The 23,519-nt window shown below is 71.2% G+C and carries 13 protein-coding genes; 7 read left to right on the top strand and 6 right to left on the bottom strand.

All coding sequences use genetic code 11. The annotated features are described in order from the left end of the window. Positions 1-14 precede the first annotated feature (14 nt). The 4 genes from WMF22_RS05280 to WMF22_RS05265 form a co-directional block, all read right to left on the bottom strand. Complete coding sequence (locus tag WMF22_RS05280) at positions 15-608, bottom strand: Uma2 family endonuclease (RefSeq protein WP_438035053.1); 594 nt, start codon at positions 606-608, stop codon at positions 15-17. 340 nt (positions 609-948) lie between these two features. Further along, a complete protein-coding gene (locus WMF22_RS05275) occupies positions 949-2,844 on the bottom strand; it encodes an FG-GAP repeat protein (RefSeq protein WP_438035052.1) in 1,896 nt (631 codons plus the stop codon). Between the two features lie 369 nt (positions 2,845-3,213). Beyond that, on the bottom strand, positions 3,214-5,229 hold the full coding sequence (locus WMF22_RS05270; RefSeq protein WP_438035051.1) for a sulfatase-like hydrolase/transferase: 2,016 nt from the start codon (positions 5,227-5,229) through the stop codon (positions 3,214-3,216). Positions 5,230-5,234: 5 nt separating this feature from the next. Continuing rightward, a complete protein-coding gene (locus WMF22_RS05265) occupies positions 5,235-7,283 on the bottom strand; it encodes a sulfatase-like hydrolase/transferase (RefSeq protein WP_438035050.1) in 2,049 nt (682 codons plus the stop codon). Positions 7,284-7,436: 153 nt separating this feature from the next. Here WMF22_RS05265 and WMF22_RS05260 point away from each other — a divergent pair, with 153 nt between their 5' ends. From WMF22_RS05260 to WMF22_RS05230, 7 genes are all read left to right on the top strand, one after another. Beyond that, positions 7,437-8,720 (top strand): SprT-like domain-containing protein, encoded by a 1,284-nt coding sequence (locus tag WMF22_RS05260; protein ID WP_438035049.1) that lies wholly within the window; start codon positions 7,437-7,439, stop codon positions 8,718-8,720. 182 nt (positions 8,721-8,902) lie between these two features. Continuing rightward, positions 8,903-9,367, top strand: coding sequence for an SRPBCC family protein (locus WMF22_RS05255; RefSeq protein WP_012233582.1), 465 nt, complete (start codon positions 8,903-8,905; stop codon positions 9,365-9,367). A 440-nt stretch (positions 9,368-9,807) separates the two neighbouring features. Beyond that, positions 9,808-11,262, top strand: coding sequence for a sensor histidine kinase (locus WMF22_RS05250; RefSeq protein WP_438035048.1), 1,455 nt, complete (start codon positions 9,808-9,810; stop codon positions 11,260-11,262). A gap of 358 nt (positions 11,263-11,620) precedes the next feature. Further along, on the top strand, positions 11,621-12,022 hold the full coding sequence (locus WMF22_RS05245; RefSeq protein WP_438035047.1) for a hypothetical protein: 402 nt from the start codon (positions 11,621-11,623) through the stop codon (positions 12,020-12,022). Between the two features lie 141 nt (positions 12,023-12,163). Further along, on the top strand, positions 12,164-14,719 hold the full coding sequence (locus tag WMF22_RS05240) for a transglycosylase SLT domain-containing protein (protein ID WP_438035046.1): 2,556 nt from the start codon (positions 12,164-12,166) through the stop codon (positions 14,717-14,719). A 100-nt stretch (positions 14,720-14,819) separates the two neighbouring features. Next, positions 14,820-16,178 (top strand): protein kinase domain-containing protein, encoded by a 1,359-nt coding sequence (locus WMF22_RS05235; RefSeq protein ID WP_438035045.1) that lies wholly within the window; start codon positions 14,820-14,822, stop codon positions 16,176-16,178. A gap of 4 nt (positions 16,179-16,182) precedes the next feature. Continuing rightward, entirely contained in the window at positions 16,183-17,253 is a 1,071-nt protein-coding gene (locus WMF22_RS05230) for a dipeptidase (RefSeq protein ID WP_438035044.1), read from the top strand. Here WMF22_RS05230 and WMF22_RS05225 read toward each other — a convergent pair. Both WMF22_RS05225 and WMF22_RS05220 read right to left on the bottom strand, forming a co-directional pair. After that, a complete protein-coding gene (locus WMF22_RS05225) occupies positions 17,240-18,055 on the bottom strand; it encodes a hypothetical protein (protein ID WP_438035043.1) in 816 nt (271 codons plus the stop codon). The genes WMF22_RS05230 and WMF22_RS05225 overlap by 14 nt on opposite strands. Positions 18,056-18,065: 10 nt before the next feature. Beyond that, a complete protein-coding gene (locus tag WMF22_RS05220) occupies positions 18,066-23,297 on the bottom strand; it encodes an AAA family ATPase (RefSeq protein ID WP_438035042.1) in 5,232 nt (1,743 codons plus the stop codon). Positions 23,298-23,519: the final 222 nt, after the last annotated feature.

The following is a 23,519-nucleotide window of genomic DNA, read 5'->3' as shown; positions in this document are numbered from 1 at the left end:
GCGGCGGGGGGCCGTCAGTCGTCCTCGCGCTCGTCCCCGAAGAGCACGCCGACCTGAAGCTCGATCGCATCGAACGGCTCGGCCCTGATGCGCTCGCCCCGCTCCGCGCGGAGCGCCACGAGGTACCCCTCCGGGGTCCACCGGTGCACGGTCAGCGTCTCCTCCCGGGGATCAACGATCCAGTAATGGGGCAGCTGACAGCGCTGATAGACGCGCATCTTCTTGACCGTGTCGTTGCGCGCGTTGCTCGGGGAGAGCACCTCACAGACCCAGTCGGGCCGGAGCCGGACAGGGCACCCGCTGGGCCGCTCCGGCGCGCGCTCGCGGCGCCAGCCGACCACGTCAGGCCGGTACACCTGGTCCGGCATGAACTCGACCTCTATCTCGGTGGCGAACCACCATCCTCCGGGCCAGCGGCCCCCGGGGCGCCGCTGGAAGGGGATCTTCACGTGCGCGACGATGGCGGACTGCGCGTCGCCGTGCTCGAACGAAGGGACGGCCTTCTGCACGAGCTCGCCGTCGAGGATCTCGTGAAAGCGCTGCTCCTCGGGGATGGCCAGGAGATCCGCCACGGTGGCTGGGTGTGGCTTCTGTGCGGCGGTGGGCACCCGCCGAGCATAGCGCTTCCGACAAAGGGTCGCGACCCTTTGCTTTCTATAGCAATTTCAAAAGCTTACAGACTGGCGCCGCAGGGGAGCCGACCCGGTTTCGGCGCCCCCTCAGCGTACGCTCGCCTTGCGATCGGCGAGCGCCGCGAGCGTCTCGAGGAGTTCTCGGCGGTCGCGTCGCCCGCGACGCTGGGAGCGCGCGGCCGCCCGGAGACGGCGCGGGAGCTCGCGGAGCACAGGGTCGTGATCTTCGACGCGGATCTCGATGCACGCCGCGTGATGGCGGGCCTCGTTCGGCAAATCCGCGACGTGCGACTTGGCCGGGCGGCGAGAGAGACAGTCAGATGTCTTCAAGCGTGAACACGTAAGCCGAGCCCGAGTTCGTCCCGAGATCGTCGTCCGAGCGCGAGCCCACGACGACCGTGTCCCCGTCGAACGCGACGGAATCGCCGAAGGCGTCGAAGCTGGCTCCGTCGGAGGCAAAAAGCTCTTGCTGCTGCGTCCAGGTGGACCCCGAGCGCTCGAAGACGTACGCGGCACCGGTATCCGACACGCTGGCATCATCGGCGCCTGTGGCGCCGATGATGGCCCTGTCGCCCTGGATAGCGACGGACGTCCCGAACGCGTCAAAGGCGGCCATGCCCGAGGGAGCCAGCACCTGCTGCCCGGTCCAGCTGGAGCCAGAACGAACGAACACGTAAGCAGCGCCCGAGGTGTTCGACGGATTCGAGTAGTTACGGGCCCCCACGAGCACGCTGTCTCCGCTGATCGCCACGCTCTGTCCGAACAACGTCCCCGAGCCCGTCCCAAACTTCACGAGCTTTGCCTGCTGCGTCCAGCTGGAGCCAGAACGAACGAAGACGTAGGCAGAACCCTGGTTGGAGGACGGGGCGTCATCCAGGGGAGCGCCGACGACGATGCTATCCCCGCTGATCGAGACCGACCAGCCGAACTCGTCGGACCCGGCGGCATCGTCGGGGATGAGCTCTTGCTGCTCGGTCCAGGTGGACCCGGAGCGGGTGAAGACCCAGGCTGCGCCGTCGTTGGAGGCCGAATGGTCGTGGTGATGACTGCTGGCAACGAGGGTGTCTCCGTCCAGCGCGACCGACCAGCCAAAGGAGTCGCTTGCAACAGCGTCGCTGGCGTAGAGCTTCTGCTCCAGGGTCCAGCTGGACCCCGAGCCGACGAAGACGTAGACCGCGCCCACGGCGGAGCCGCCCGTGCCGCTCTTGAAGGGCGCCGTGACCGCGATGGTACCCCCGCTGATGGCCACGGCGTAGCCAAACGTCCCGCAGCCCTCGTTGATGCCAGGATCACCGCACGTGAGCCTGGCCTGCTGGGTCCAGGTGGAGCCGGAGCGGACGAAGATGTAGGCCCCGCCTATGTTTTTCAGGCCCCCATTGATCGTCGCCCTCGCATCGGGAGCGCCCACCACCGCCGTATCGCCGCTGATCGCGACCGATTTACCAAAGGCGTCGTTGGCTGCCCCGTCCCCGGCCAGCAGCTTCTCCTCCTCCGTCCAGACGAGCGGGTCGACGACCACCGGATACACCGCCCCGGTGTCGTCGACCTGGAGCGATACCTGGCCCGCGTTCACGGCCAGCTTGGCTGGCAGGACCTTCCCCATCGCATCGACCACGTGCAGGTCCGTGTAGCGCACCACCGCCTGCCCCTCGGCGTCCCGCCATTCGACGGCGTCCCCGCCCTCGGCGAGGGCCGCCTCCAGCGAGCTCTGGGCCTCCAGCGCGACGGTCACCGGCCCACCGCCCGCGGCCCTGCACGCGGGCGCCGAGGCCAGCGTGAAGCCCTGCTCCAGTCCCAGCGGCCCGTTGACGTACCACTCCACGAGGTCCCCGCGCCGGTACTCGATGCGCCCCCCGGCGGTCGTGGGCGCCACGGCCTGCACGGGATCGAGCGCGCCGTCGCAGCCATAACCCACGGTGGCGACCGACCAGCGCCAGTCGCCCTGCCCGTCGCTCGGCGCGAGCGTCACCCCCGACGCGGTGAGCTCCGCGCCAAACCGCTGCGCCGGGTTCTGCGCCCGGACCGCCGCTCCCTCTTGCTCCGCGCGGTATGCCTCCGAGGCCCCTGCCTGCACGGCAGCGATGTAGGCGGCCCGCAGCTCCGGCGGCATCATCGCGCGCTGGCTCGGCCGCGGGGCCGTGGCCTCGACGACCTCCGTACCAAGAGACGCGTCCCCCACCTCGGTGTCGACGGCGCACGAGGCGCTACCCACCACCACAATGCATGTCAGCCCGAACAACCCACCCAGCGGGTTTCTCCGCACCATAATTTCCTCGCTTTGCAAAAGAGAGGAATCTTGGTATTGGTTTTCCCGCATACAGTCAACAGAGCAGAACGATTCCGGCGGCGGCGACGGGGTTCAGGCCCGCTGCACGGTGATGTCGATGCTTTCGGAAGGGTACGACAGGATCCCCTCGTGCGGATCCCTCACGCTATCTCCCCATTCCCCTTCAGGAGATGAGGTGAGCTTTCAGTGAACCTTGCGTGACATCCCGCAGGGCAAGCGCGATTTCGTCCGCGAGGGTGCTCGACAGCCGCGGAGACGCGCACGCCCAGGCGCGGCCAGCGCTCACCGGAAGGCTCACCCGCCCCAGTCGACCTTGGGCCTCCCCGGCGGCGTGACGTTCGGCATCTCGTGGAAGAGCCCCCGCGCGAGGTCGGGCAGCGGCGCGCACGCCTGCTCTCCCAGGTTGGTCAGCTCCAGCGGGTCGTCGAGCACGTTGAAGCAGTGGTACTCGCCGTCCCACTCGCGCGCCTCGATCTTCATCGGCCCCTGCATCATCCCCCAGTTGCGGAACGCACACCCCCACACCCACGTGCAGTTCGTGAGCGGCATCGGCGCGACCGTGCGCTCCGGCCGCGTCAACGGGTGTCCGATCATCCGCCGGCGGAACGGTTCGAGGCCCGGCTCGTCCCAGAGGCCCATCAAATCGAGGAACGTCGGCGCCAGATCAAGGTGCCACACGAACGTGTCCTTCGCGCCCTCGATGCTCGCCCGCTCCTCCGGCGCGAGCGTCCCCTCCGGCGCGTCGACCCACGTCGGGACGAGGATCTCCTCGTCCCAGAGCGAGCTCGTGTGGCCGAGCTGCCAGTGCTCCCGGAACGACTCGCCATGATCCGACGTGTACACGATGACCGTGCGCTCGCCGCTCGGCGTCCCGCGGATGTGCTCGATGAGCCGGCCAACCGCCATGTCCGACAGGTAAACGACGTTCTTGTAGTAGTTCTTGAAGTGCTCGTTCTTCTCGGGCGCCTTCGTCAGCTCGCTCGGTTGAAACGGCGAGTGGAGCGGATCGCTCACGTAAGGGAAATGGACGTTCGAGTAATGGACGACCGCGAAGAACGGCTCGACGAGCTCGTCCCACTCCTCGATCACCCGATCCGTGAGCTGCCGATCATAGGCGCCGTAATCGAGGTCGGCGCCCGGATCGAGCTGGGTCGCGACAGCCCGGTGCGAGACCGGGATGTCCTGCACGTAGAGCCGAGCGTTGCCGAACATGAGGTTCTGGCTCGTCCAGTACGCGGTGTCCCACCCGGCCGCGTGGGCGTAGTCCCAGAGCAGCGGCGCGGCGCCGAGCACCGCGAGGCTCTCCGTCGGAGGGACGCCGGACCAGATGTTCGAGATGGAGATGGCCGTCGTCGAGTCGTGGGCCCGCATCTGCAGGAGCGGCATGCGGCGGGGCGCGGCGGCGTTGGAGAACGGCGTCGCCTTGTCGCAGGCCGGGTCGTACGCGACGCACGTCACGTCCGCCCGCTGGCTCTCCTGCAGGAGGAGCACCACGTTCCGCGGCCGCGCGGGCCGCGCCGAGAGCCGCGGCACGCGCTCCGGGTTGCGGCGCTGCACCCGCAGATCCGGCGAGTCGTTCGTGACGCCGAGGTGCTCCTTCACCAGGGCGGTGATGCCGTGGAAGTAGATCATGTCGGCCGACGACGACTGGATCACCCGGTAGCTCACCGGGATCATCGCCACGCCGGCCAGCGCGAGCGGCACGACCGCGGCGGCGAGGCGCCGCCGGAGCCGCCGGGGGCGCACGAGCCGGCGGGAGAGCCGGAGCGCCCCAAGGGCGAACCCGAGCGCGACAGCGAAGTGGACGATCACGCGCGGGTGCCCGAGCGGGAGCGTGCCCACGATCGACCAGGGGATCGACTGGGAGTGGATCTGGGAGTCGACCGAACAGTAGATGTTGTAGAGGGCGTGGAAGCCCCCCTGCACGCCGCACGCGAGCGTGAAGAGCGCGACGAACAGCGCGCCCGCGGCGCCGCGCGCCGCGCCGCGGCGACCCGAGGCGACGTAGAGCAAGAGGCCCCAGAACCCCAGCGACGCCGCCACGGTCGCGGCATACCCCGCGGCGTGCGGCCGATCGAACGTTGTCATGTGGCGGGCCCGGCGCAGCACGTCGAGGACGAGGATCCAGAGCGCCGGCGAGGCCAGGAGGGCCGCGCTGATCAGGCGGGCGCGGCGGAGCGCGGCCTTCCGCGCGGCGCGCGGGCGGACGCGGTCACGGGCGGCGCGATCGCCCGCGCGGGCGGGGCGGATGGCGGGGGACGCGGGCGGCTCGGCGAGCGCGCCGCCCTGTCGGTCGATGTCCTGGGTCATCCGGATCAGTCGTGGCGAGGCCCGACCGCGAGGTCGCGGAGGTGGGCAGGGACGTCGACGCTGCCGGCGGGACCGCCGTAGAGGGCGTCCGCGAGCCGGGGCAGGTCGCCGCAGGCGGCGGGCCCGAGGTCGCGCTGCTCGCGGGGGTCGGCGAGCACGTCGTAGCAGTGCCAGGCGGTGTCCCAGGCGCGGGATTCGAGCTTCATGTTGCCGCGCATCATCCCCCAGTTCTTGAACGCGCAGCCCCAAATCCCGGTGCAGTTCGTGAGCGCCAGCGCCGCCGGCCCCGGCGACGGCCGGAGCAGGCTGTGCCCGACCATCGCCGCCCGGTACCCCGCGAGCGCAGGCTCGTCCCAGAGGCCCATCAGGTCGAGCAGGGTCGGCGCCACGTCGGTGTGGAAGACCAGCTCGTCCCGGGCCGCGCGCAGCGCGCCCTCCTCCGCGGCCGTCAGCGTGCCCGGCGGCGCGTCGACCCATCCGGGCACCCGGATCTCCTCGTCGAGGATCGAGCCCGTGTGGCCGAGCTGGCCGTGCTCCCGGAACGCCTCGCCGTGGTCCGACGTGAAGACGATGACCGTGCGATCGCCGACCGGAGAGCTGCGGACGAAGCGGATGAGCTCCGCGATGGCCGCGTCCTGACGGTAGACCGCGTTCCTGTAGAAGTTGCGGTACGCCTCGTTGTCGTCCGGCGCCTTGCTCTCGAGGGCGGGCTGGAACGGCGCGTCCTCCGGGTCGACGAGGTAGGGGACGTGGGTGTTCCCGAAGTGCGCGACCGCGAGGAACGGCTCGCGCAGCGAGAGCACCTCGGACCGGACGTGCGCCGACAGCAGCCGGTCGTCGGCGCCGAGATCGATGTCGGCGAGCGGATCGAGCTCGGTCGCGCCGCACTGGTGCGAGACCGGCAGGTCCTGCACGTAGAGGCGCGAGTTGGCGAACATCATGTGGTGGCTCGTCCAGTAGGCGCTGTCGAAGCCGGCGGCGTGCGCGTAGTCGAAGACGAGCGGCGCCGTGTGGAGCGCCTCGCGGGTCGCGACCGGCTGGAGGCCGGACCAGAGCACCGCCAGCCCGATCGCCGTCGTCGAGGCGTTCGAGCGCATCTGCGTGAGCGGCAGCCGGTCGGGCACCGCCGCGTCGATGCGCGGCGTGCCGGGGCACGCGGCGGGCGCCTCGCCGGCGGCCACGGGCGTGCGCGCCGAGCACGTCGCGTCGGCGCGCACGCTCTCGGTCAGGATGAAGAGGACGTTGCGCTGCGGGCCCGGCCGCGGGGTGACCGGCGGCAGCGAGGGCGGCGTGCGGAGCCCGGGGCGCACCTGCGCCGTTGTCTGGACGCCGGCGAGCTCCTTGAGCAGGCCGCCGATCGCGTGGAAGTAGATGACGTCGGGCGTGGAGGCCTGCACCGTGCGGTAGGAGCACGGCAGGACGAACGCGGCCACCACGACCGCGGGCGCGGCGAGGCGGGCGGCGCGGGCCCACGCCGTGCGGCCTGGCCGCACGATCCGCCGGCCCAGCCACACGAGCGCGATCGCGAGCAGCAGCGGCGGGAGGACCGAGCGGAAGAAGTTCTCGCCGTCGGCCCGGAGCTGGCCGAAGAGGCTGGCCGAGAGCGAGGTCCCGAAGAGCGTCGCGTCGAGGTTGAGGTACGTCGCGTACTGGCGGTGGAAGTAGAGCTGGCCGCCGAGCGACAGCGTCGCGAGCGCCACGAAGAGCAGCGCCGCGAGCCACCGCGCCGCGCCCCGCCGCGACGAGGCCGCGAAGAGCAGGAGCCCCCAGAGCGCGGCGCTCTCGACCATCGCGCCGAGGTAGCTCGCGATGTGCTTCCCGCCCAGATCGAGCAGGCGATCGCCGCGGAGGAGGACGTCCGCCATCACGATGAGGAGGAGCGGGAGGGCGAGGAACAGGCGGCCGTAGCGGCGGCGGGCGCGGGCGACGGCGCGCAGCCGCGCGCGCGCCGCGGCGCGATCTGCGCCCAGATCGCGGGCGAAGCCGCGGGACGAGCGGCTTGCGGCGTCGGCCTCGGCCGGCGGAGGATCGTTGAGCGCCTTGGAGCGGAGCACGGAGGCGCCCGAGTTTACCGAGGACGTGGCGTATCGGGAACGTTTCTGAGGCGGCTCGGCGGCATCGAGGTGACGGCGCCGGCCGGGGTTGCCCGCCCGGGAGGCGAGAAAACCCTTCGACCGCCGCGCGAGGCGTGCCATGGAGGCGTTCGCATGGCGGAGCAGCTCTTCCTGAACGGGATGCGCGGCGCGCAGCAGGGCCCTGGGGCCGCGGCGCCGCCGGCCGAACCCGCGCCGACCGAGGCCGCCGCGCAGCCCGAGGCGCGGCCGTCGCCGGGCGCGCCGGCGCCCGAGCCGCCGCTCGAGACGGCGGCCAGGCTCAGCGCCGAGCTGGAGGCCGCGCTCGTGTGCGAGCTCATGGCGGCCTACCAGAGCCTGAACTACACGCATTTCCGGCGGAAGCTGCGCTCTGCGTCCATCGAGCTGTCCGACGCCGCGAGCCGGCTCGGGCGGTGGGTCTCGGAGGCGCGCGCGATCGAGATCTCGCGGCCGCTCGTCCTGACGCAGCCGTGGGGCGTCGTGATCGAGGTGCTGAAGCACGAGATGGCGCACCAGTACGTGCACGAGGTGCTGGGCGTCAGGGACGAGGCGGCGCACGGGCCGGCGTTCCGCGAGGTGTGCACGCGCCTCGGCATCGACGGGACGGCGGCCGGGATGCCGGCCGCGGGGCGCTCGCCGGCGGATCCCGGCGGGATCGCGCGCGGCGGCGACGCGGGCGCGTCGGAGGCGAGCGTGGACGCCCGGATCCTCGATCGCATCGCGCGGCTGCTCGCGCTCGCCGACAGCCCGAACGCGAACGAGGCGCAGGCGGCGATGAGCGCCGCGCAGCGGCTGATGCTGAAGTACAACCTCGACGTCGCGAAGGCGCGCGCCGCGCGGCAGTACGGCTTCCGCCACCTCGGCGCGCCGAGCGGGCGCGTGGGCGAGACCGAGCGGATCGTCGGCGGCATCCTGGGGAAGCACTTCTTCGTCGAGGCGATCTGGGTGCCCGTCTACGTGCCGCTCGAGGGCAAGCGGGGCAGCGTCCTCGAGATCTGCGGGACGCCGGCGAACCTGGAGATGGCGGCCTACGTGCACGCGTTCCTGCACCACACGGCCGAGCAGCTGTGGAACGAGCACAAGCGGACCCAGGGGGTGAAGGGCAACAAGGACCGGCGGACCTACCAGGCCGGGGTGATGCTCGGGTTCCTCGAGAAGCTGAACGCGGAGCGGAAGGTGTCCGCGGAGCAGGGGCTCGTCTGGGTGAGGGACGCCGATCTGGACGGCTACTATCGAACGCGCCACCCGCACGTGCAGCACCTGCGCCACACGGGCAACCAGCGGACGGCGGCGCACGCGCACGGGCGCGAGGCGGGGCGAAAGATCGTCCTGCACCGCCCGATGCAGGGGGCGACCGGCAACCGGGGCATGCTGCTGCCGCCGGGCAAGAAGGGCTGAGCCCGCGACTCCGGATCCGGGCCGCGCGAGGAGCTCGGACGGAAGCCGAACGATGCGAGAGACGCGAGACGGCGGGGCGCCAGCGTCTCGGCCGCTGCGCGCGCTCGACGCGCTCGTTGACGGAGAAGGATCGGTTCCGGCACGATGGCACGGCGCGCGGGAAAGCCTAGGAGAAGAACGAGATGCCGCTCCTGTTCACCATTGAAGAGCGCTTCGACGCATCGCCCGAGGACGTCTTCCGGCTCGCGACCGACATCGACGCGTTCGGCGACTGGATGCCCAATTTCGTGCGGGTAGAGAAGCTCACGGGCGCCGTCGTCGGCAAGGGCGCGATGTGGCGTGAGACCCGCAAGATGTTCGGCAAGGAATCGACCGAGCTGTTCGAGGTCACGGCGGCGGAGCCCGGCAGGCGTCTGGACCTCTTCGTCGACGGGCAAAAGGGCACCACGGGGCGGGGGGCCTACCGCTTCCGGTATGTCTTCGAGCCCGAGGGCGCCGGCACGCTGCTCAAGATGGAGGGCGAGATCGCCGGGATGGGCTGGTTCATGGAGACGCTGGGGCGGCTGTTCATTGGCAGCTTCAAGAAGGCGGTGCACGGGGATCTCAAGGCCATGAAGACGCACCTGGAGCGGCGGCGGGCGAGCTAGCTAGCGCTGCGCGCCCGGCCCCCCGGAGAGGGCGCTGGTCCCGGCTGCCCGGCCCCCGGAGAGGGTGTCCGTGGGGCGGCGCGGGGGCCCCACCGAACTCGCCTGATCGACGTGCTCTCTCCGGCGCGCTGCGCACGCCGGAGAGAGCACGTCGATCAGGCTCAGACAGCGGTCCGTCCCCCACGCCGCCCCACGGACACCCTCTCCGGGGGCCTCATCGGTGTTCAAACAAGGTCGTTCGATCGCGCTCAGGGCACCAAGGCCGACCAGCGCTCACCAGCGTAATCGTGGTTATCTTATCCTCAGCGTAATCGTGGTTATCTTATCCTCCCTCGACACGAGCCTGGGGGACATCCGCTGATGCAGCGAGGGGTGATTCGCCACGACGCCGGCGTACTTCCCGCGTTGCGCTCGGGCGGACGGCGGAACAGCATCCCGGCATGGCGATGCGACGGCGGAAGGATCCGGCGAGGTCGAAGTCTACTCTTATGCCCGAGAGGCTGCCTTCTATCCTGCTGTCGCTGTTTGCGGCGTTCTTCGCCGCTATCGCGAGCTTCGTGATCTCGGCCGCCTACGCAGAGCACCGAGAGGCCGAGATCGACGCGGCGGCCAAGAGCTTGGCGGAGAACGCCACGTCGAGCATCATGCACCTGGCGGCCGCGCGCGCCGAGCTGAGGCATACCCAGGCGCTCCTGGGCGATCTCGTCAACAACGCCGCGCTGGGCCGCCCGTTCGCTCGCCATGAGCTCGACGAGGCGCGTGACACTCTCTCCCGGAGCCTCGACGCTTACCTCGACATGCCCGTCTATCCGGGCGAGCTCAGGCAGTGGCAGACCGTGGCTCAGGAGCTCGCCAAGCTCCATCTGGACGCCGACCGGGCCCTCTCGCTGGTGGCGAGCGGCCATCCGGACCAGGCCAACAAGCTCGTCGACGGCGCGCTGCGAGCGGACTTCAACTCGACGAGCGAGGCCGTGATGGCGAGCATCGATCTCAACGCGCGGCAGGCGCTTCGTCTGGCGACCGAGATCGCAGCCAGCCGCGTTCGCTCTCGCCGGATCGCGCTGGTGCTCAACACGGCGAGCGTGATGTTCGCGCTGCTGGCCTGCGCGGCGGCCGCCGTGCAGATCCGGCGCCATGTGAGGCTGCTCTGGCGGCAGGGCGTGCTCCTGGAGCGCCGAGCGGATGAGCTCGAGCAGTTCGCCGGCCGGGTCGCGCACGACGTGCTCAGCCCCCTCGGCTCGGTCGCGCTCGCGCTGGACCTCGCCCTGCGGCGGAGCGACGAGGGAGATCCGGCACGAAATGCGCTCGAACGGGCCCGGCTGTCCATCCTGTGCGTCAAGCGCATGACCGACGGGCTCCTGGAGTTCGCTCGCGCGGGCGCGAGTCCGGAGTCAGGCGCGCGCGCCGAGGTGCGCCCCATCATCGACGATCTCATGGTCGAGCTCGTTCCTGTCGCGGTGGAGCTCGGCGTGGAGCTCCGCGTCGAGCCCTTCGCCCCGTGCGCGGTGGCCGCGAGCCCCGGCGTGCTGACCAGCACCCTCGCCAACCTGATCCGCAACGCGCTCAAGTACCTCGGCGACGCGGCGGTCTGCCGCGTCGTGATCCGGGTGCTCGACGCGAGAGAGGCTGTGCGGATCGAGGTGGAGGACACAGGGCCCGGCGTCGCGCCGGCCCTCGAGCAGACGGTGTTCGAGCCTCATGTCCGAGCGCAAGGCGCTCGAGTGCCGGGCCTGGGCCTGGGCCTCGCCACCGTCAAACGCTTGACCGAGGCGCACGGCGGCCGCGTGGGGCTCCGCACGGTCGTGGGCAAGGGGAGCCTCTTCTGGTTCGAGCTGCCCAGAGCGCGCAGCGAGGCAGCGCACGCGCCCGAAATCGGCCCGAGCACCACCGCATGACATCCGGGAGGCTGCGCTCCGCGAGCGACGTGAGGATGCGCTTGCGAGAAAAGATAGGCGCCGAGCTCCTGCTCGACACGCCGGTCCCGGACGCGCCGCGGTAGCCGCCCCATCCGAACGGGGCCGGCGGCGCCTCCCCTCGCGCGAGGCTTTCGCCGACGAGACCCACGGCGCCTCGAACTCGTACGAGGTGCCCCCTCGGACGACCCCGGTGTCCTTCAGTCCACGCCGACCCGTCTTTGTTGACCCGGTACGCTGCCCCAGGCACCATCGGCGCGCAGCGCCCGGCCGGCCTGCATGGCTGGAGGCTCGACTCCGGCTCGCTCCCCTTCCCTAAACAAGCTGTTGAGGTGCTTTGATGCCCGTTCGTACGATGCTCTTGCTCTGCTTCGCGCCCTTTGTCATTGGCGCTCTCCACGGTTGCGGCGGCGACGACGGCGGCGGCAGTACCTCCGGGGACTCGCCGCTCGGTGAATGTCCGCCCGACGCGACCGCGCAGGAGGAGGCGGGCTACCAGGCGCTCCAGGACCAGTGCGTGCCCTGTCATCTGTCGACCTCGGTGGGCGCGTCGCGCATCAACGCTCCGGAGGATGTCAACGTCGACGACCCCGCCAGCGTCAGCGCCGAGGCGGAAGCGATCTTCTCGGAGATCCAGATCGGCGGGGCGAACGGCGCGGACGGGATGCCCATCGGCGTGAAGCTCTCCGACGACACGATCGAGGCCATCCGGGTCTTCCTCGCCTGCGACGCGGCGAAGTAACGCCGCGCCGCTGCCCCGCACGCTTCCACACCACGTCCGAACGCCGGGGCGCCAGCTCACGAGAGGGCGCTCCGGCGGCTCGCAGGCGCGCCGCTCGCCTCGATCGCTGTGCGGCCGCGCGATCCGGAGTATGGTGCAGGCATGTTCAGGCTGGATGCCCGCTCCGGGGCCACCGCGCTCGCGCTGGCCGCCACGCTCGCGCTGACCGCGTCGCTCGGCGCCTCGTGCGCCGGCGCGCCCCCCGCGCAGCGCGGGGCGGCGGCCTGCCCGCCGCTCTGCCCGCGGCCAGCGCCCCCGCCGAGCGCAGCGCCGGCGGGGCCCGTCGTCACGGGCACGCCGGGCCAGGCGCCGGCGTTCGACCCCGAGCGCCTCACCCTCGTGCTGGACGACCCGCGGCTCGCGCAGGTGCAGAAGCTCGTCGAGCAGGAGGCGTACGCAGGCGCGGCCGCGGCGATGGCCCAGGCGCTCTCGGCGCCCCTGCCGCCCGCGGACGCGGCGGCGTTCCGCTACCAGCTCGGGCGGCTGCGCGCCCTCGCGGGCGATCCCGTGGGCGCGGCGAAGGAGTACGACGCCGCCGCGGCGGCGGGCGGGCCGCTCGCGGATCACGCGAGGTTCGCGGCGGCCGATCTCCTCGCCAGGGCGGGGCAGCCCGACGCGGCGCTCGAGCGCGCGCGCGCCGTCTCGTCGGACGTCGCGATCGCCGACGAGCTCGATCGCATCGTCGCCGGCGCGCTCGCCGACAAGGGCGACATCGAGGGCGCGGCCGCGCGCTGGCGCGCCTACCTCGCCCGCAGCTGGCCGGCGTCGACGTGGGTGCCCGAGGCGCTCCGCTTCGCCCGCGCGCTGCTCCGCCACCCGAGCGAAGACCACGCCGAGGAGGCGATCCGCGTCGCCCGGCGCGTCATCGACGAGGCGCCGGGCGGCGCCGGCGCCGGGGAGGCGAAGGAGATCCAGGACCAGGCCCTGTCGACGCTGCCGTTCGCGCGGCGCAAGCCGTTCCTCGACCTGGGCCCCGCCGATCTGCTCGCCCGCGCGCGCGCCCTGCTCGCCTCGCGCCAGGACAAGGAGGCGCTCGCCGTCACCGACGCGCTGATCGCCCTCCCCGAGGCGCAGGCGCCCTCGGCCTTCGCCTGCGACGCGTTCGCCGCGCGCGGCGAGGCGCTCGGGCGCCTCCGGCGGCGAGCCGAGGCCGCCGACCTCTTCGGCACGGCGATCGAGCGCTGTGGGCCGGCCGCGCCCGCCGCCGCAGGCGCGGCGCCCGCCGCCGCAGGCGCGGCGCCCGCTGCAGGTGCGAGCGCGCCCGCCCCGCGGCGGCCCGAGACCCTCTACAACGCCGGGCGCGCGTCGCTCCGCGTCGATCGGCACGCCGAGGCGGCCGCGCGCTTCGCGCTGCTCGAGAAGGAATACCCGGATCATCGGCTCGCGGACGACGCGCGCTACCTCGGCGCGCGCGCGCTGCTCGGGCTCGGGGACCAGGCGCAGTTCGTGCAGCTGCTCACCGCCATGCCCGACGATTACCCGTCGGGCGACATGGTCGCCGACGGCCTGTTCGAGCTCGCGCTCTTCGAGATGGAGCGCGGCGACTGGGCGGGCGCGGTCAGGCCGCTCGAGCGCGCGCTCGAGCGGTTCCCGCACGAACGCGCGTACCACGCCGCCGGCAGGCTCCCCTATTACCTCGGGCGCGCCCGCATCGAGACGGGCTCGCCCGACAAGGGGAAGGCGCTGCTCGAGCAGGTGATCCGCGATTACCCGCTCTCTTTCTACATGGCGCTCTCCCACGCGCGGCTCGCCGACGTGGACCCGGCCGCCGCCGAGCGCGCCCTGTCCGCGGCCCTGGAGCGCGACGCGAGCGCGCCGTACACCGAGCTCAGGAGCCCGCTCTTCGCGCAGCCCGCGTTCACGCGCGCGGTCGAGCTCGCGCGCCAGGGGGAAGCGAAGCTCGCGCGGCGCGAGCTCGACCTGCTCGGCGTCGGGGGCAAGACGGCGCCGCGCGAGGTGATGTGGGCCTCGGCGTTCCTGCTCGCGCGCTCGGGCGCGCTGCCACAGTCGTACAGCATCCTGCGCACCGCCATGGCGGCGCCGGCGGCCGTCGAGCTCGCGGGCGAGTGGGTCGATCACTACCCCGTCGGGCGCTGGCGCGGCGCCTGGGAGCTCGCCTACCCGCGCCCCTTCTCCGGCCTCGTCGCCGCGGAGACCAAGCGGAGCGGGATCCCCGAGGCCCTCGCCTACGCGATCATGCGCGAGGAGTCGGCCTTCGACCCGAGGGTGGCCTCGCCGGCCCAGGCGTTCGGGCTGATGCAGCTCATCGTGCCGACCGCGAAGCGGATGGCCAAGCCGCTCGGGCTGCCGTGGAGCGCCGACGCGCTGAAGCGCCCCGAGGTGAACATCGCGCTCGGCTGCCGCTACCTCTCGCAGCTGCGCGGCCAGTTCTCGGACAACCCCCTGCTGGCGATCCCCGCCTACAACGCGGGGGGCGGCGCGCCGAAGCGATGGATCGCGGAGCGCCCCTCGCAGAGCTTCGACCTGTGGGTCGAGCGCATCCCGTACGAGGAGACGCGGCTCTACACGAAGCGCGTGATGACGAGCCTCGCCGTCTACGAGCTCCTCTACGCCGGGGCTCAGCCGGGCGAGGCCCTGCGGACGCCGCTGCCCGCGAGCCCGGCCGCGCGCTCGGCCGTGGCGAACGCCGCGCCCTGACCCGCGCCGGCGTGAGCCGCGCGCCGAAGCGCCGGCGGGAGCCGCCTACCGCCGAGGTTTCGGCGAGCGGGCCGCGCCTAAGCTTTGGTAGAGTCCGCGTGTGATCGACCCATCGAGCCCTTCCCACCAGCTCGTGGGCGCCGTGCTCAACGGGCGCTTCCGGATCCTGCGTCTCCTCGGCGAGGGGGGCATGGGCGCGGTCTACGAGGCCGAGGGCCTTCGCGGCGAGGGCAAGCGGGCGATCAAGGTGCTCCACCCCGAGTTCACGCAGGAGGAGCAGGTCCTCCACCGCTTCTTCGCCGAGGCGGAGGCGACGAGGGGGTTCGTCCACCAGAACATCGCCTCGGTCTTCGAGGCGACCCGCGCCGAGGACGGCACGCCCTACCTCGTCATGGAGCTCCTGCAGGGCGTCCCGCTCGCCGCGTACATCGACACGGGCAACCCGATCCCCCCGCAGCAGGCCGTGCCGATCATCCACGAGGTGCTCCAGGCGCTCATGGCGGCGCACAGCCACAAGGTGATCCACCGCGATCTGAAGCCGGAGAACCTGTTCCTCATCCGCGATCCGCGCGGGGGCTTCCGCGTGAAGGTGCTCGACTTCGGCATCGCGAAGGTGATGGACGCGGCCGGCGGAATGGGCCTGAAGACCCGCGCCGGCACGCTCCTCGGGACGCCTGGCTACATGAGCCCCGAGCAGATCAAGAACGCGCAGGGCGTCGACGCGCGCACCGATCTCTGGAGCGTCGGCGTGATCTTCTACGAGATGCTCACGGCGACGCAGCCGTTCCCCGCCGAGAACGAGTTCGCGCGGCTCACCGCCGTGCTCGCCAAGGAGGTGCGCCCGATCGAGCAGGTCGCGCCCCACCTCGCGGCCTGGGGCCTCTTCTTCCAGCGCGCCCTCTCCAAGGACGTGGCCGGGCGCTTCCAGACGGCCGAGGAGATGGCGCAGACGCTGGGCGCCATCGCGCACCGCACGGGCATCGCGACGCCCAGCGCGTGGCCCGACGCGCCGGCGTCGCCCGCGCTGACGCACCAGCTGCCCTCGCTGCCGCCGCCGCAGCCGCTTCAGAGCATGACGCAGCCGCCGCAGAACATGACGCAGCCGCCGCAGAACATGGCGCAGCCGCCGCAGAACGTGACGCAGCCGGTGCAGAGCGTGCCGCCCATCGCGTCCAGGGTCCCGACGGTGCCCCCGCCGCGCATGACAGCGCCGCCCGTCCAGGCGTCCCCGTCGGTGGCGCCCACGGCGACCTTCTCGGCCAGGCCAACCCACATCAGCGCGCAGCAGCCCGCCGGCGTGCCGACGCTCACGGGCGGCCACTACGACGTGCGGGTCGTGGAGGTCCCCTTGGCCGCCGAGGGCGGGGGCTCGGAGGGCGCTGCCTGGTGGCTCGTGGGGCTCATCGGGCTCGTGTGCCTCGGCGTCGGCTTCGCGCTGGGCGTGCTGGTGAGCGGGTGAGCGCGTGAACGGAAGCGCCCGCGTCCGCGCCCTGCTCGCCGTCACCTGCGCCGCCGGCGCCCTGGGCGCGCCGCGGCCCACGCTCGGCGACCCGCCCGCGGAGCCCCCCGTGCCGGTCGTCGATCTGCACGTCGACGTGCCCTGGCAGGTCCACTTCAAGGGCCGCGACAGGCGCCTCGGCGAAGGCCACGCCCGCCGGGAGACGCTCGTCGCGGGCCACTACCTCGGCGTCGTGCTGCCGATCTACCTGCCCGACCAGGCGCGCCCCGAGGGCCCGCAGATCGAGGACGCCAGCGCGGTCCTCGCGACGATCGAGGCGATCATCGCCGCGAACCCCGTGCTCCTCCCGCTCGGCGCGGCGCGGGCCGAGCCGGGGAAGATCAGCACCTTCCTCTCGATCGAGGGGGCCGGCGCGTTCGCGGCGGACATCGCGCAGATCGACCGCTTCATCGCGCGCGGCGTGCGGCTCATCAGCCCGAACCACGCGAAGAACACGCGGCTCTCGTCGTCCGCGACCGGCGAGCCGGCGGCGTACGGGCTGACCGAGCTCGGCAAGCGGTTCTGCGAGCGCGTCTACGGCCAGGGCGCCCTGATCGACGTCTCGCACGTCTCGGACGCCGCGTTCGCGGATCTCGTCCCGATCGCCGCGGCGCACGGCGCGCCGATCGTCGCGACGCACTCGAACGCGCGCGCGGTGGCGAACCGGCCGCGCAACCTGACGGACGAGCAGCTGCGGCTCATCGCGCGGAGCGGCGGGGTCGCGGGGCTCAACTTCCACGCCCCCTTCGTGAACGGCACGAGCGAGGCGGGCGTCGACGACGTGGTCGCGCAGGTCGATCACATGGTCCGCGTGGCCGGCGTCGATCACGTCGCGATCGGCTCGGATTTCGACGGCGGCATCGTCCCGCCGAGGGGGCTCGACGACGCGTCGGCGCTGCCGGCGCTCGCCGCGCGGCTCAGGCAGCGCGGCATGTCGCGCGAGGACGTCGTGAAGATCTTCGCGCAGAACGCGCTGCGCATCCTCGGCTGGCGGCCGGCGGGGGCGAGCACGGTGAGCGGCGTCAGGTCGCCGTAAACGTCGCGACGAACTCGCCCCAGCTCATCTCGAGCTCCTGCTCGACGATGGCGCGCGCAACGCCCGAGAACGATCGCCCCTCGCCTCCGAGCCTGCACAAGGCACGGACGGCGCCCTCGGTACCCTCGGCGAGCTCTCGGAGGGCCTCGTAGACGTCGCGTGTCACGTCCTCGCGCTCGTCGCGCAGCGGCTCACGATGAAGGCCGACCGTGCGGATCGTCTCGTGGCCGTAGCGGCTCCCGTTTCTTGCTTCGACGGTGCCATCTTCATTGAACTGGAGGTGCGCGCTCGGGCGGAGCGAACCGTAGCAGCTCAGGAGCAGCGGCTCCTCATGGCTCCTCGGTCGAGGCGGGCAGCATCGCGGATGCGTGGCGACCGGGAAGATCGCCCGCTTCCACTTCTCGTTGCAGCACGAGCAGGCGAACACGTAGTTGTGCCAGGTGTACGCGAGCCAGTGGTAGCCGCGCTCCGACATGAGGAGCGACTTCCTGCCCTCGATGCTCGCGGAGTGGGCTCTCTGCCTTCCCCACGTGTCCGGGTCGTCCTCGAGCTCCTCGATCTCGGCCTTCGGACGGTAGTGATCGATCGTTCCGTCATCACCGCCGAGCACCTTGCGATCGCAGTAGCCGCATCGATGGTGCTGCGCCTCGGCGAGAAGGTGTTTGAACCTGCTCCAGGTGTCGTCGAAGTCATTGGACGTCGGTCGCTCTCCTCGCCCGACGAGCTCCCGTATTCTCTTCCGGGCGTCACGGACGCCGAGATTGAAGCCCTTCGGCGTCTTCGGCCGTCGCGCCTGAAACATCTCGCCTTTGTCAGCTCTTCGTTACGTTCGCGCGATCATGCTGCGCGAGCCTCTGCCGGACCCGCTCCTTCAGCCTCCGCTGGAGGTCGGCGCGCTCTTCCGGCGTCTTCGGCTGGCGCTCGCGCATCAGGTCGGCGGCCACCTCGAGCGCCATCCGGTCGAGCGACGTGTCGGCATAGGAGCCGTAGCGGGCGGCGAGCTTCTCCTCCAGCTCCCTGCGCTCCGGCGTGTCTTCGGGGACGCCTTCGAGGAGCATCTGCTGGTGCCGCTCGATGAGCGCGATGGTCTCGTCGTCCACCGTGTACGGCAGCCCGAACCACTCGCCCGTGAGGATCCGATCGGCGCGGATGCCGGGCGGCAGGTCGAAACGCTTCGCCTCCGGGCGACCGCTCCCGTCGGCCGCATCGCGCAGCACGACGATCTCGCCCGCCTCGGCGCCGAGGAGCGTCAGCGGGTTGTGCGTGGTCGCCACGAACGAGAGCCTCGGAAAGACGTCTTTGAGCAGCTTGACGACGCTGCGCTGCCAGCGCGGATGCAGGTGGAGGTCGATCTCGTCGATCAGGACCAGCCCCTCCATGCGGGCGAAGAAGTCTCCCTCAGGGGGCTTGCCTTCCACCTGCTCGGCCCAGTGGAGCCAGCGGGCCACGAGGTCCATGAGCCAGCCCAGGGTGGTGAGGTAGCCGTCGCTGAGGGCTGCGAGGGGAACGCGCCCGCCGAGCTTGGGTGCGATCACAGAGACCTGGTTGCCGACGACGTCGAGGCGCTCCAAGTCAGGGAGCAGCGGATCGCGGAGCTTGTCCGTCAGCGTCTGGAAGACGTGATCGTACCTGGGATCTTGCAAGGCGCGCAGCTTCAGGTCTTTCAGCCAGCTCGGGGCGGGGTAGAGGTGAGCCGATGGCTGGAAGAGCGTGGCCACGTCCGAGAAGGGACTGGTCAGATCGACGGCGTCGCTCCCACCCAGCGCGGAGCCGCGCCGGCAGCCGTAGGCAAACACCGGGGGCCGGGCGCCGTTCGTCGGGTCGCAGGTCGCCACCTCGAAGGTGCCATCATTCGAGATGGTCACCGTGTAACGTTGCTCGCCGCAGGTCACCTCGCACCGAGCCGATGGCTGACCGATCCGGAGGATCGGGGCAGGGTACTGTCCGAGAGCCGCCTGGGCGACATTGGTGCCCGCGAGCGCGAGCGCGAGCGCCCGCAGGAGGGTCGACTTGCCCCGGCCGTTCTCGCCGAGGAGCAGGAGCCACTGGCCGCGGTCCCGCGGCGGCTGGAGCTCGAGGTTGAGGTGCTCGAAGCACGTGACGTTGGTGAGCTCGATGCCGCGGAGATGGACGATGCCCGGACTCACGACTCGGCGCTTAGGAGACGCTTGCTGGCGGGAGGGTGGCGAACCGAAATCCGAGGGCTCGGCGCCTTCCTCGCGCAGCGTCGCGCGCGCCGTCTCGTCCTGGCGGGCGGCGTCGCCCTCGTACGCAGCCGCTAAGCCATCGAGCATGTCGGCCGTGCGAGGCCAGGCGGGACGGAGGGCTCTCGCCGCGTCGCGGTAGCTGGCTGCGAGGGCGCGCTCCTGCTGACCGCCCTCGCCGATCGAGCGCACCGTCCTTCGACGCAGGTTCCGCTTCGCGATGTGCAGACCGCCGGCGAGTGCAGGAAACTCGTCGGTCTCCAGCAGCTTACGAGCCGCGATGCAGGGCCAGAACCCGTCCTCGCCCTGCGGGGCGCGAGCAAGGACGCGAGCCACCTCGCTCGCGCCGGTGTCTGGGCGCCGCTCGACAACCAGTTCGCGAAGCACTTTCGAGGACCATTCGTAGAGGACCCGCCCCGCCTCGTCTACTGGCAGCCCTTGGCCCGGGTATCCCGTCCAGGAGCCCAGCACGCGATGAGCACCCTCCGCCCGACGGCGGACGTCGTCCTGCTCCGTCTCGGAGAGCACCGGCCGGAGCCCGCCGCTCTTCCGGTACATCTGCTTGACCAGATCCACGAAGAGACCAGGGGTTTGGGCGAACGCCGCGGAGAGACGGTGCAAGGGCCGCTTGGGCTCGTGGGTCCCGAGCGCGTAGAGGAGCTCGATGCTCGCCAGGAGCTCGCCGTACCTGGCGTCGGCCTCCGGCGCGGAAGCCAGCCGATCCATGAGCTGCTCGAGCGTGTAGGAAGACGCCGGCGCCTGAAAGAACCGCCTCACCTCTACTGGAGGCGCGGAGCCGAACGCCCTCAGCACCAGCGCGATCGTTTCGTGGTCTAGCTTGTCCTTGGCCCATTCGGCACACTTGACGGCGCCCGCGACGTTTCCGACGTCCAGGAAGCTTCTAGTGGCCCGTTCCCACGCTTCCGCCGGGTGCTCGCCGAGCATGAGCTCCAGCTTGAGCCAGTACCCGCGTCGGACGTCCTCACCCAGCGCATCGGCGACATCCCATACGGTGCGATCTGGAAGGCGCCTGAGGAGCACCTCCTCGACATCCGGTCCTCTCCCCTGCTGGAGCATCGCGCGAAGCTTTTCCTCGGCCCACTCCGACCCGCGAAGGCTCCATCGCACGGCCATGTAGCTGGGGACAAGCGGCGCGAGATCTCGGGGCGGATGCCCCTCGAGCAAGTGGGCGTCTAGCGCATCTGCAAACGTCGCTCTCCCAAGCTCCATGCCGAGCACGCGGCTGTCGTTCGCCTGCCTGGCGAGGGCGCACAGGATCTCCAACCGCTGGTGCTGACGCCCAACGTCTTGTAGCGCCTCAGCACGCAATCGCGCGATCTCTCGCCCTTCGAGATCCAGATCCACCTTCCGACGAAAAACTCCGGGAATCTCCACATCCGTCTGGAACAACCAAGCGTAACGCAACGCCGGATCCTGCGGCTGGAACTTCGTATAGAGCGCTTGCCATCGGTCGTAGACTGCATTTCGGTCGAGCGCCAAAGGGTCCTGTTCGTCCGCTCCCTCCTCCTCCGCACGGGACCAGTGCAGGACGTGTCGAATGGCCCCCCAGACCTTCGCCTGCTCGTCCCCTATCTGGGACTTCACGGCCTCCAGCCTTTCGAGGGTGGCGACTGCCATGTCGTTCCCCATACTGACGTTGTTCAGAAAGTAGGCCCACCGCTCCGCGTCGTGTCCCGCATGTTCAAAAGCCAGGTTGACGTACGCCTCCTCAACTTGCGACACCTCATTCTCATGGCGCGTTTCCTGTTCCTCACGACTAAGAGGTTTCACCGACCAGATTTCTGGGATGCGCGACTGTTCAAGAAGAACAACGCTTCCTTGCCCATCGATCTCTCGCACAAGCAACGGAAATGCGACGTCGGGCGTCTCTCGAAGCCTGCGATCCATCTCGCCGATTCGCTGCTGGGCTGCCGCGCGCGTCTGCGGCATCGCGATTCGTAGGAGCTGCCATAGGCTCGCCTCAGGCCGATTCGCCATCCTGCCCGGGCGCTCCAGCTTGGTGTCGTATTGGGCGAGCCGTGCCAGCACCGACGCTACACGAGGCATCAGCCGCTCGTCCCAGCCGAGCGTTTCCAGCGCCCACAGAAGGCCCGTGTGCGGGCTGGGTCCGAAGCGCGTCTCCTCCGCGAGGAGACGCGCTATCCCGTCGTCGCCTTCGCGCAGGCTCGCCTCCACACACACGAGAAATGTCTCCGGCGCGGCCTCGGCCAGGAGCGGCAGGAGCTCCGCAAGCGACGCCCACGGCGCCCACGGGGGCGGCAGGAGCTCGCGCACGGCGCTCATCGCGAGACGGCTCCCTCGCGCCGGCCCGTGGAGCGCAGCGAGCGCCTCATCGTTCTGCGACAGGCGCGCGAGGGAGCGCGCCATCCCCTCGCGGAGCGGGCCGGACGCGCGCGGGACCTTACCGTGCAGCGGGGCCATGAAGCGCTCGTCAGGCGTCAAATCCAGGCCCGGGTCTCGCTCGCTCAGCACGAGACGCACCGCGTCGCCGAAGCGCCGCAAGGAGTCGGCGGGGATCTGCGCTGCCAGCAGCTTCCATGCATCGGGCGGCGCGCTCCATGTCCATACGGCGCGGTACGCGCGACGTTCCTCCCTGTGCATCGGCGCGTCGGGCGCAAGGCGCAGGCGCTCGCACAAGAGCTCGGCCTCGCGCGGATCGGCGCCGAGGAGCGCGAGCACGTCGCGGTCCTCCTGGTTGTCCGGCTCGAAAGCCCCAACAAGGAGCACGGCCGAGAGCGGGACCGCGGCGACGCCCTCAGCCCACCGCGGCAGCTCGACATACCCGAGGAGCCGTTGCAGCGACGTAAGGGACCCGCCGGAGCCTGCTGCGATGCGGGCAGCGTCATCTTCGGACAGGCCGGTGCTCGCCAGGACCTCTTCGAACCGTCGGTAGGCCACCCGACCGAGACGAACGACGTCGATCGCCCCTCTAGCGACTGGGCCCTCCACGGGAAGGATCGCAGGACCGACCGTCGCAGACGCGCTGTCGAAAACCGCGATCGCGAGCAGGGGCGGGTCCTGGTCGTTCTGGAGCGCCCATCGGAGCGCGTCGGCGGACCGGATGATCATCGTGCGCGCGCGCACCTGCTCGCCTTCGGGTGTCCCATCCAGAGCCAGCGCGGCGGCGGCGAACGCCGCAGCCTCGTCCCACGTGGCCCCGTGGATGCGCAGCGGCGTGCCGTCCCTCCGCACGGTTCGCGCCCACGCGCGAACGCTCTCGGCGAGCTGCTGCCGTTCCCGGCCGATGACGGCGATGGAGGCGGGGAGCGGCGGCCGCGTGCGGCGGCGCCACCGCTCGAGGAAGCCATCGAGATCTTCCACGTCATGGACAGGGCGGCCGAGCCGATCCGCGAACCACCGGGCGACCGCCGGCGCACTCGAGAGCCATGCGGCGAGGTCCTCGGCGTCGAGGACGCGAACGTCCCTCCAGAAGTCCAGGCTGCGCTTGTCCGCTGCCCATCGCAACTTGGGTGGAAAACGCCGGGCAGACACGGCGACGTACGTGGTCACCTTCGGCTCAAAGGGACTCGGGTCATCCGCCCGCTTCTTGAAGTCCCTGTTCAGCTTACTGAGCTCGCCTTCGACGGTCAGCTCCCAGACCGATGCGCCGCGAGGACAGAACGCCGTCTCTGCGCTCGACCGGACCACGCCGTCCACGCCGCTGAGCCGCGTGCCGGCGTGGGCGCTCATGGAGATCGACGAGAGGGGTGAGGTGGCGAGGAGCAGCCGGCGGACGAGATCGGGCAGAACGCTCGGCGCATCGTACTGCTGCGACCATCGAACGAGGTCGTCGCCGGTGATGTCCCAGGGCTTCGCCATACCGCCGAAGCTACTCCACCCGGCTTAGGCCGTCGATCGCGCCATCGGCATGGATGAGCAGCGGCCTCGTGGGTCGATGCCCGAGCGCGGCGCTGCAGCTCGTGTCGGGCGACGCCGGCAGCCGGCGCGGTCGCGGCCCCTGTGCCGACCACGGCCTATCCGTCCACCAGGTCGGACTTGGACCGCTGCGCGCCGCCGGCGCGATCGTGGTAAAGGCGCGCG

It is taken from the genome of Sorangium sp. So ce204, assembly GCF_051526795.1.
In the GTDB taxonomy this organism is placed as follows: Bacteria; Myxococcota_A; Polyangia; order Polyangiales; family Polyangiaceae; genus Sorangium; species Sorangium cellulosum_B.
Note: the sequence above shows the minus strand (reverse complement) of the source record. Positions and strands in the feature narration are given on the sequence as shown.

Excerpts from the sequence above, each read along its gene's own strand:
- WMF22_RS05270 (WP_438035051.1), bottom strand. The coding sequence starts at position 5,229 with ATGACCCAGGACATCGACCGACAGGGCGGCGCGCTCGCCGAGCCGCCC.
- WMF22_RS05260 (WP_438035049.1), top strand. The coding sequence starts at position 7,437 with ATGGCGGAGCAGCTCTTCCTGAACGGGATGCGCGGCGCGCAGCAGGGC.
- WMF22_RS05255 (WP_012233582.1), top strand. The coding sequence starts at position 8,903 with ATGCCGCTCCTGTTCACCATTGAAGAGCGCTTCGACGCATCGCCCGAG.
- WMF22_RS05250 (WP_438035048.1), top strand. The coding sequence starts at position 9,808 with ATGGCGATGCGACGGCGGAAGGATCCGGCGAGGTCGAAGTCTACTCTT.
- WMF22_RS05245 (WP_438035047.1), top strand. The coding sequence starts at position 11,621 with ATGCCCGTTCGTACGATGCTCTTGCTCTGCTTCGCGCCCTTTGTCATT.
- WMF22_RS05240 (WP_438035046.1), top strand. The coding sequence starts at position 12,164 with ATGTTCAGGCTGGATGCCCGCTCCGGGGCCACCGCGCTCGCGCTGGCC.
- WMF22_RS05225 (WP_438035043.1), bottom strand. The coding sequence starts at position 18,055 with ATGTTTCAGGCGCGACGGCCGAAGACGCCGAAGGGCTTCAATCTCGGC.
- WMF22_RS05220 (WP_438035042.1), bottom strand. The coding sequence starts at position 23,297 with ATGGCGAAGCCCTGGGACATCACCGGCGACGACCTCGTTCGATGGTCG.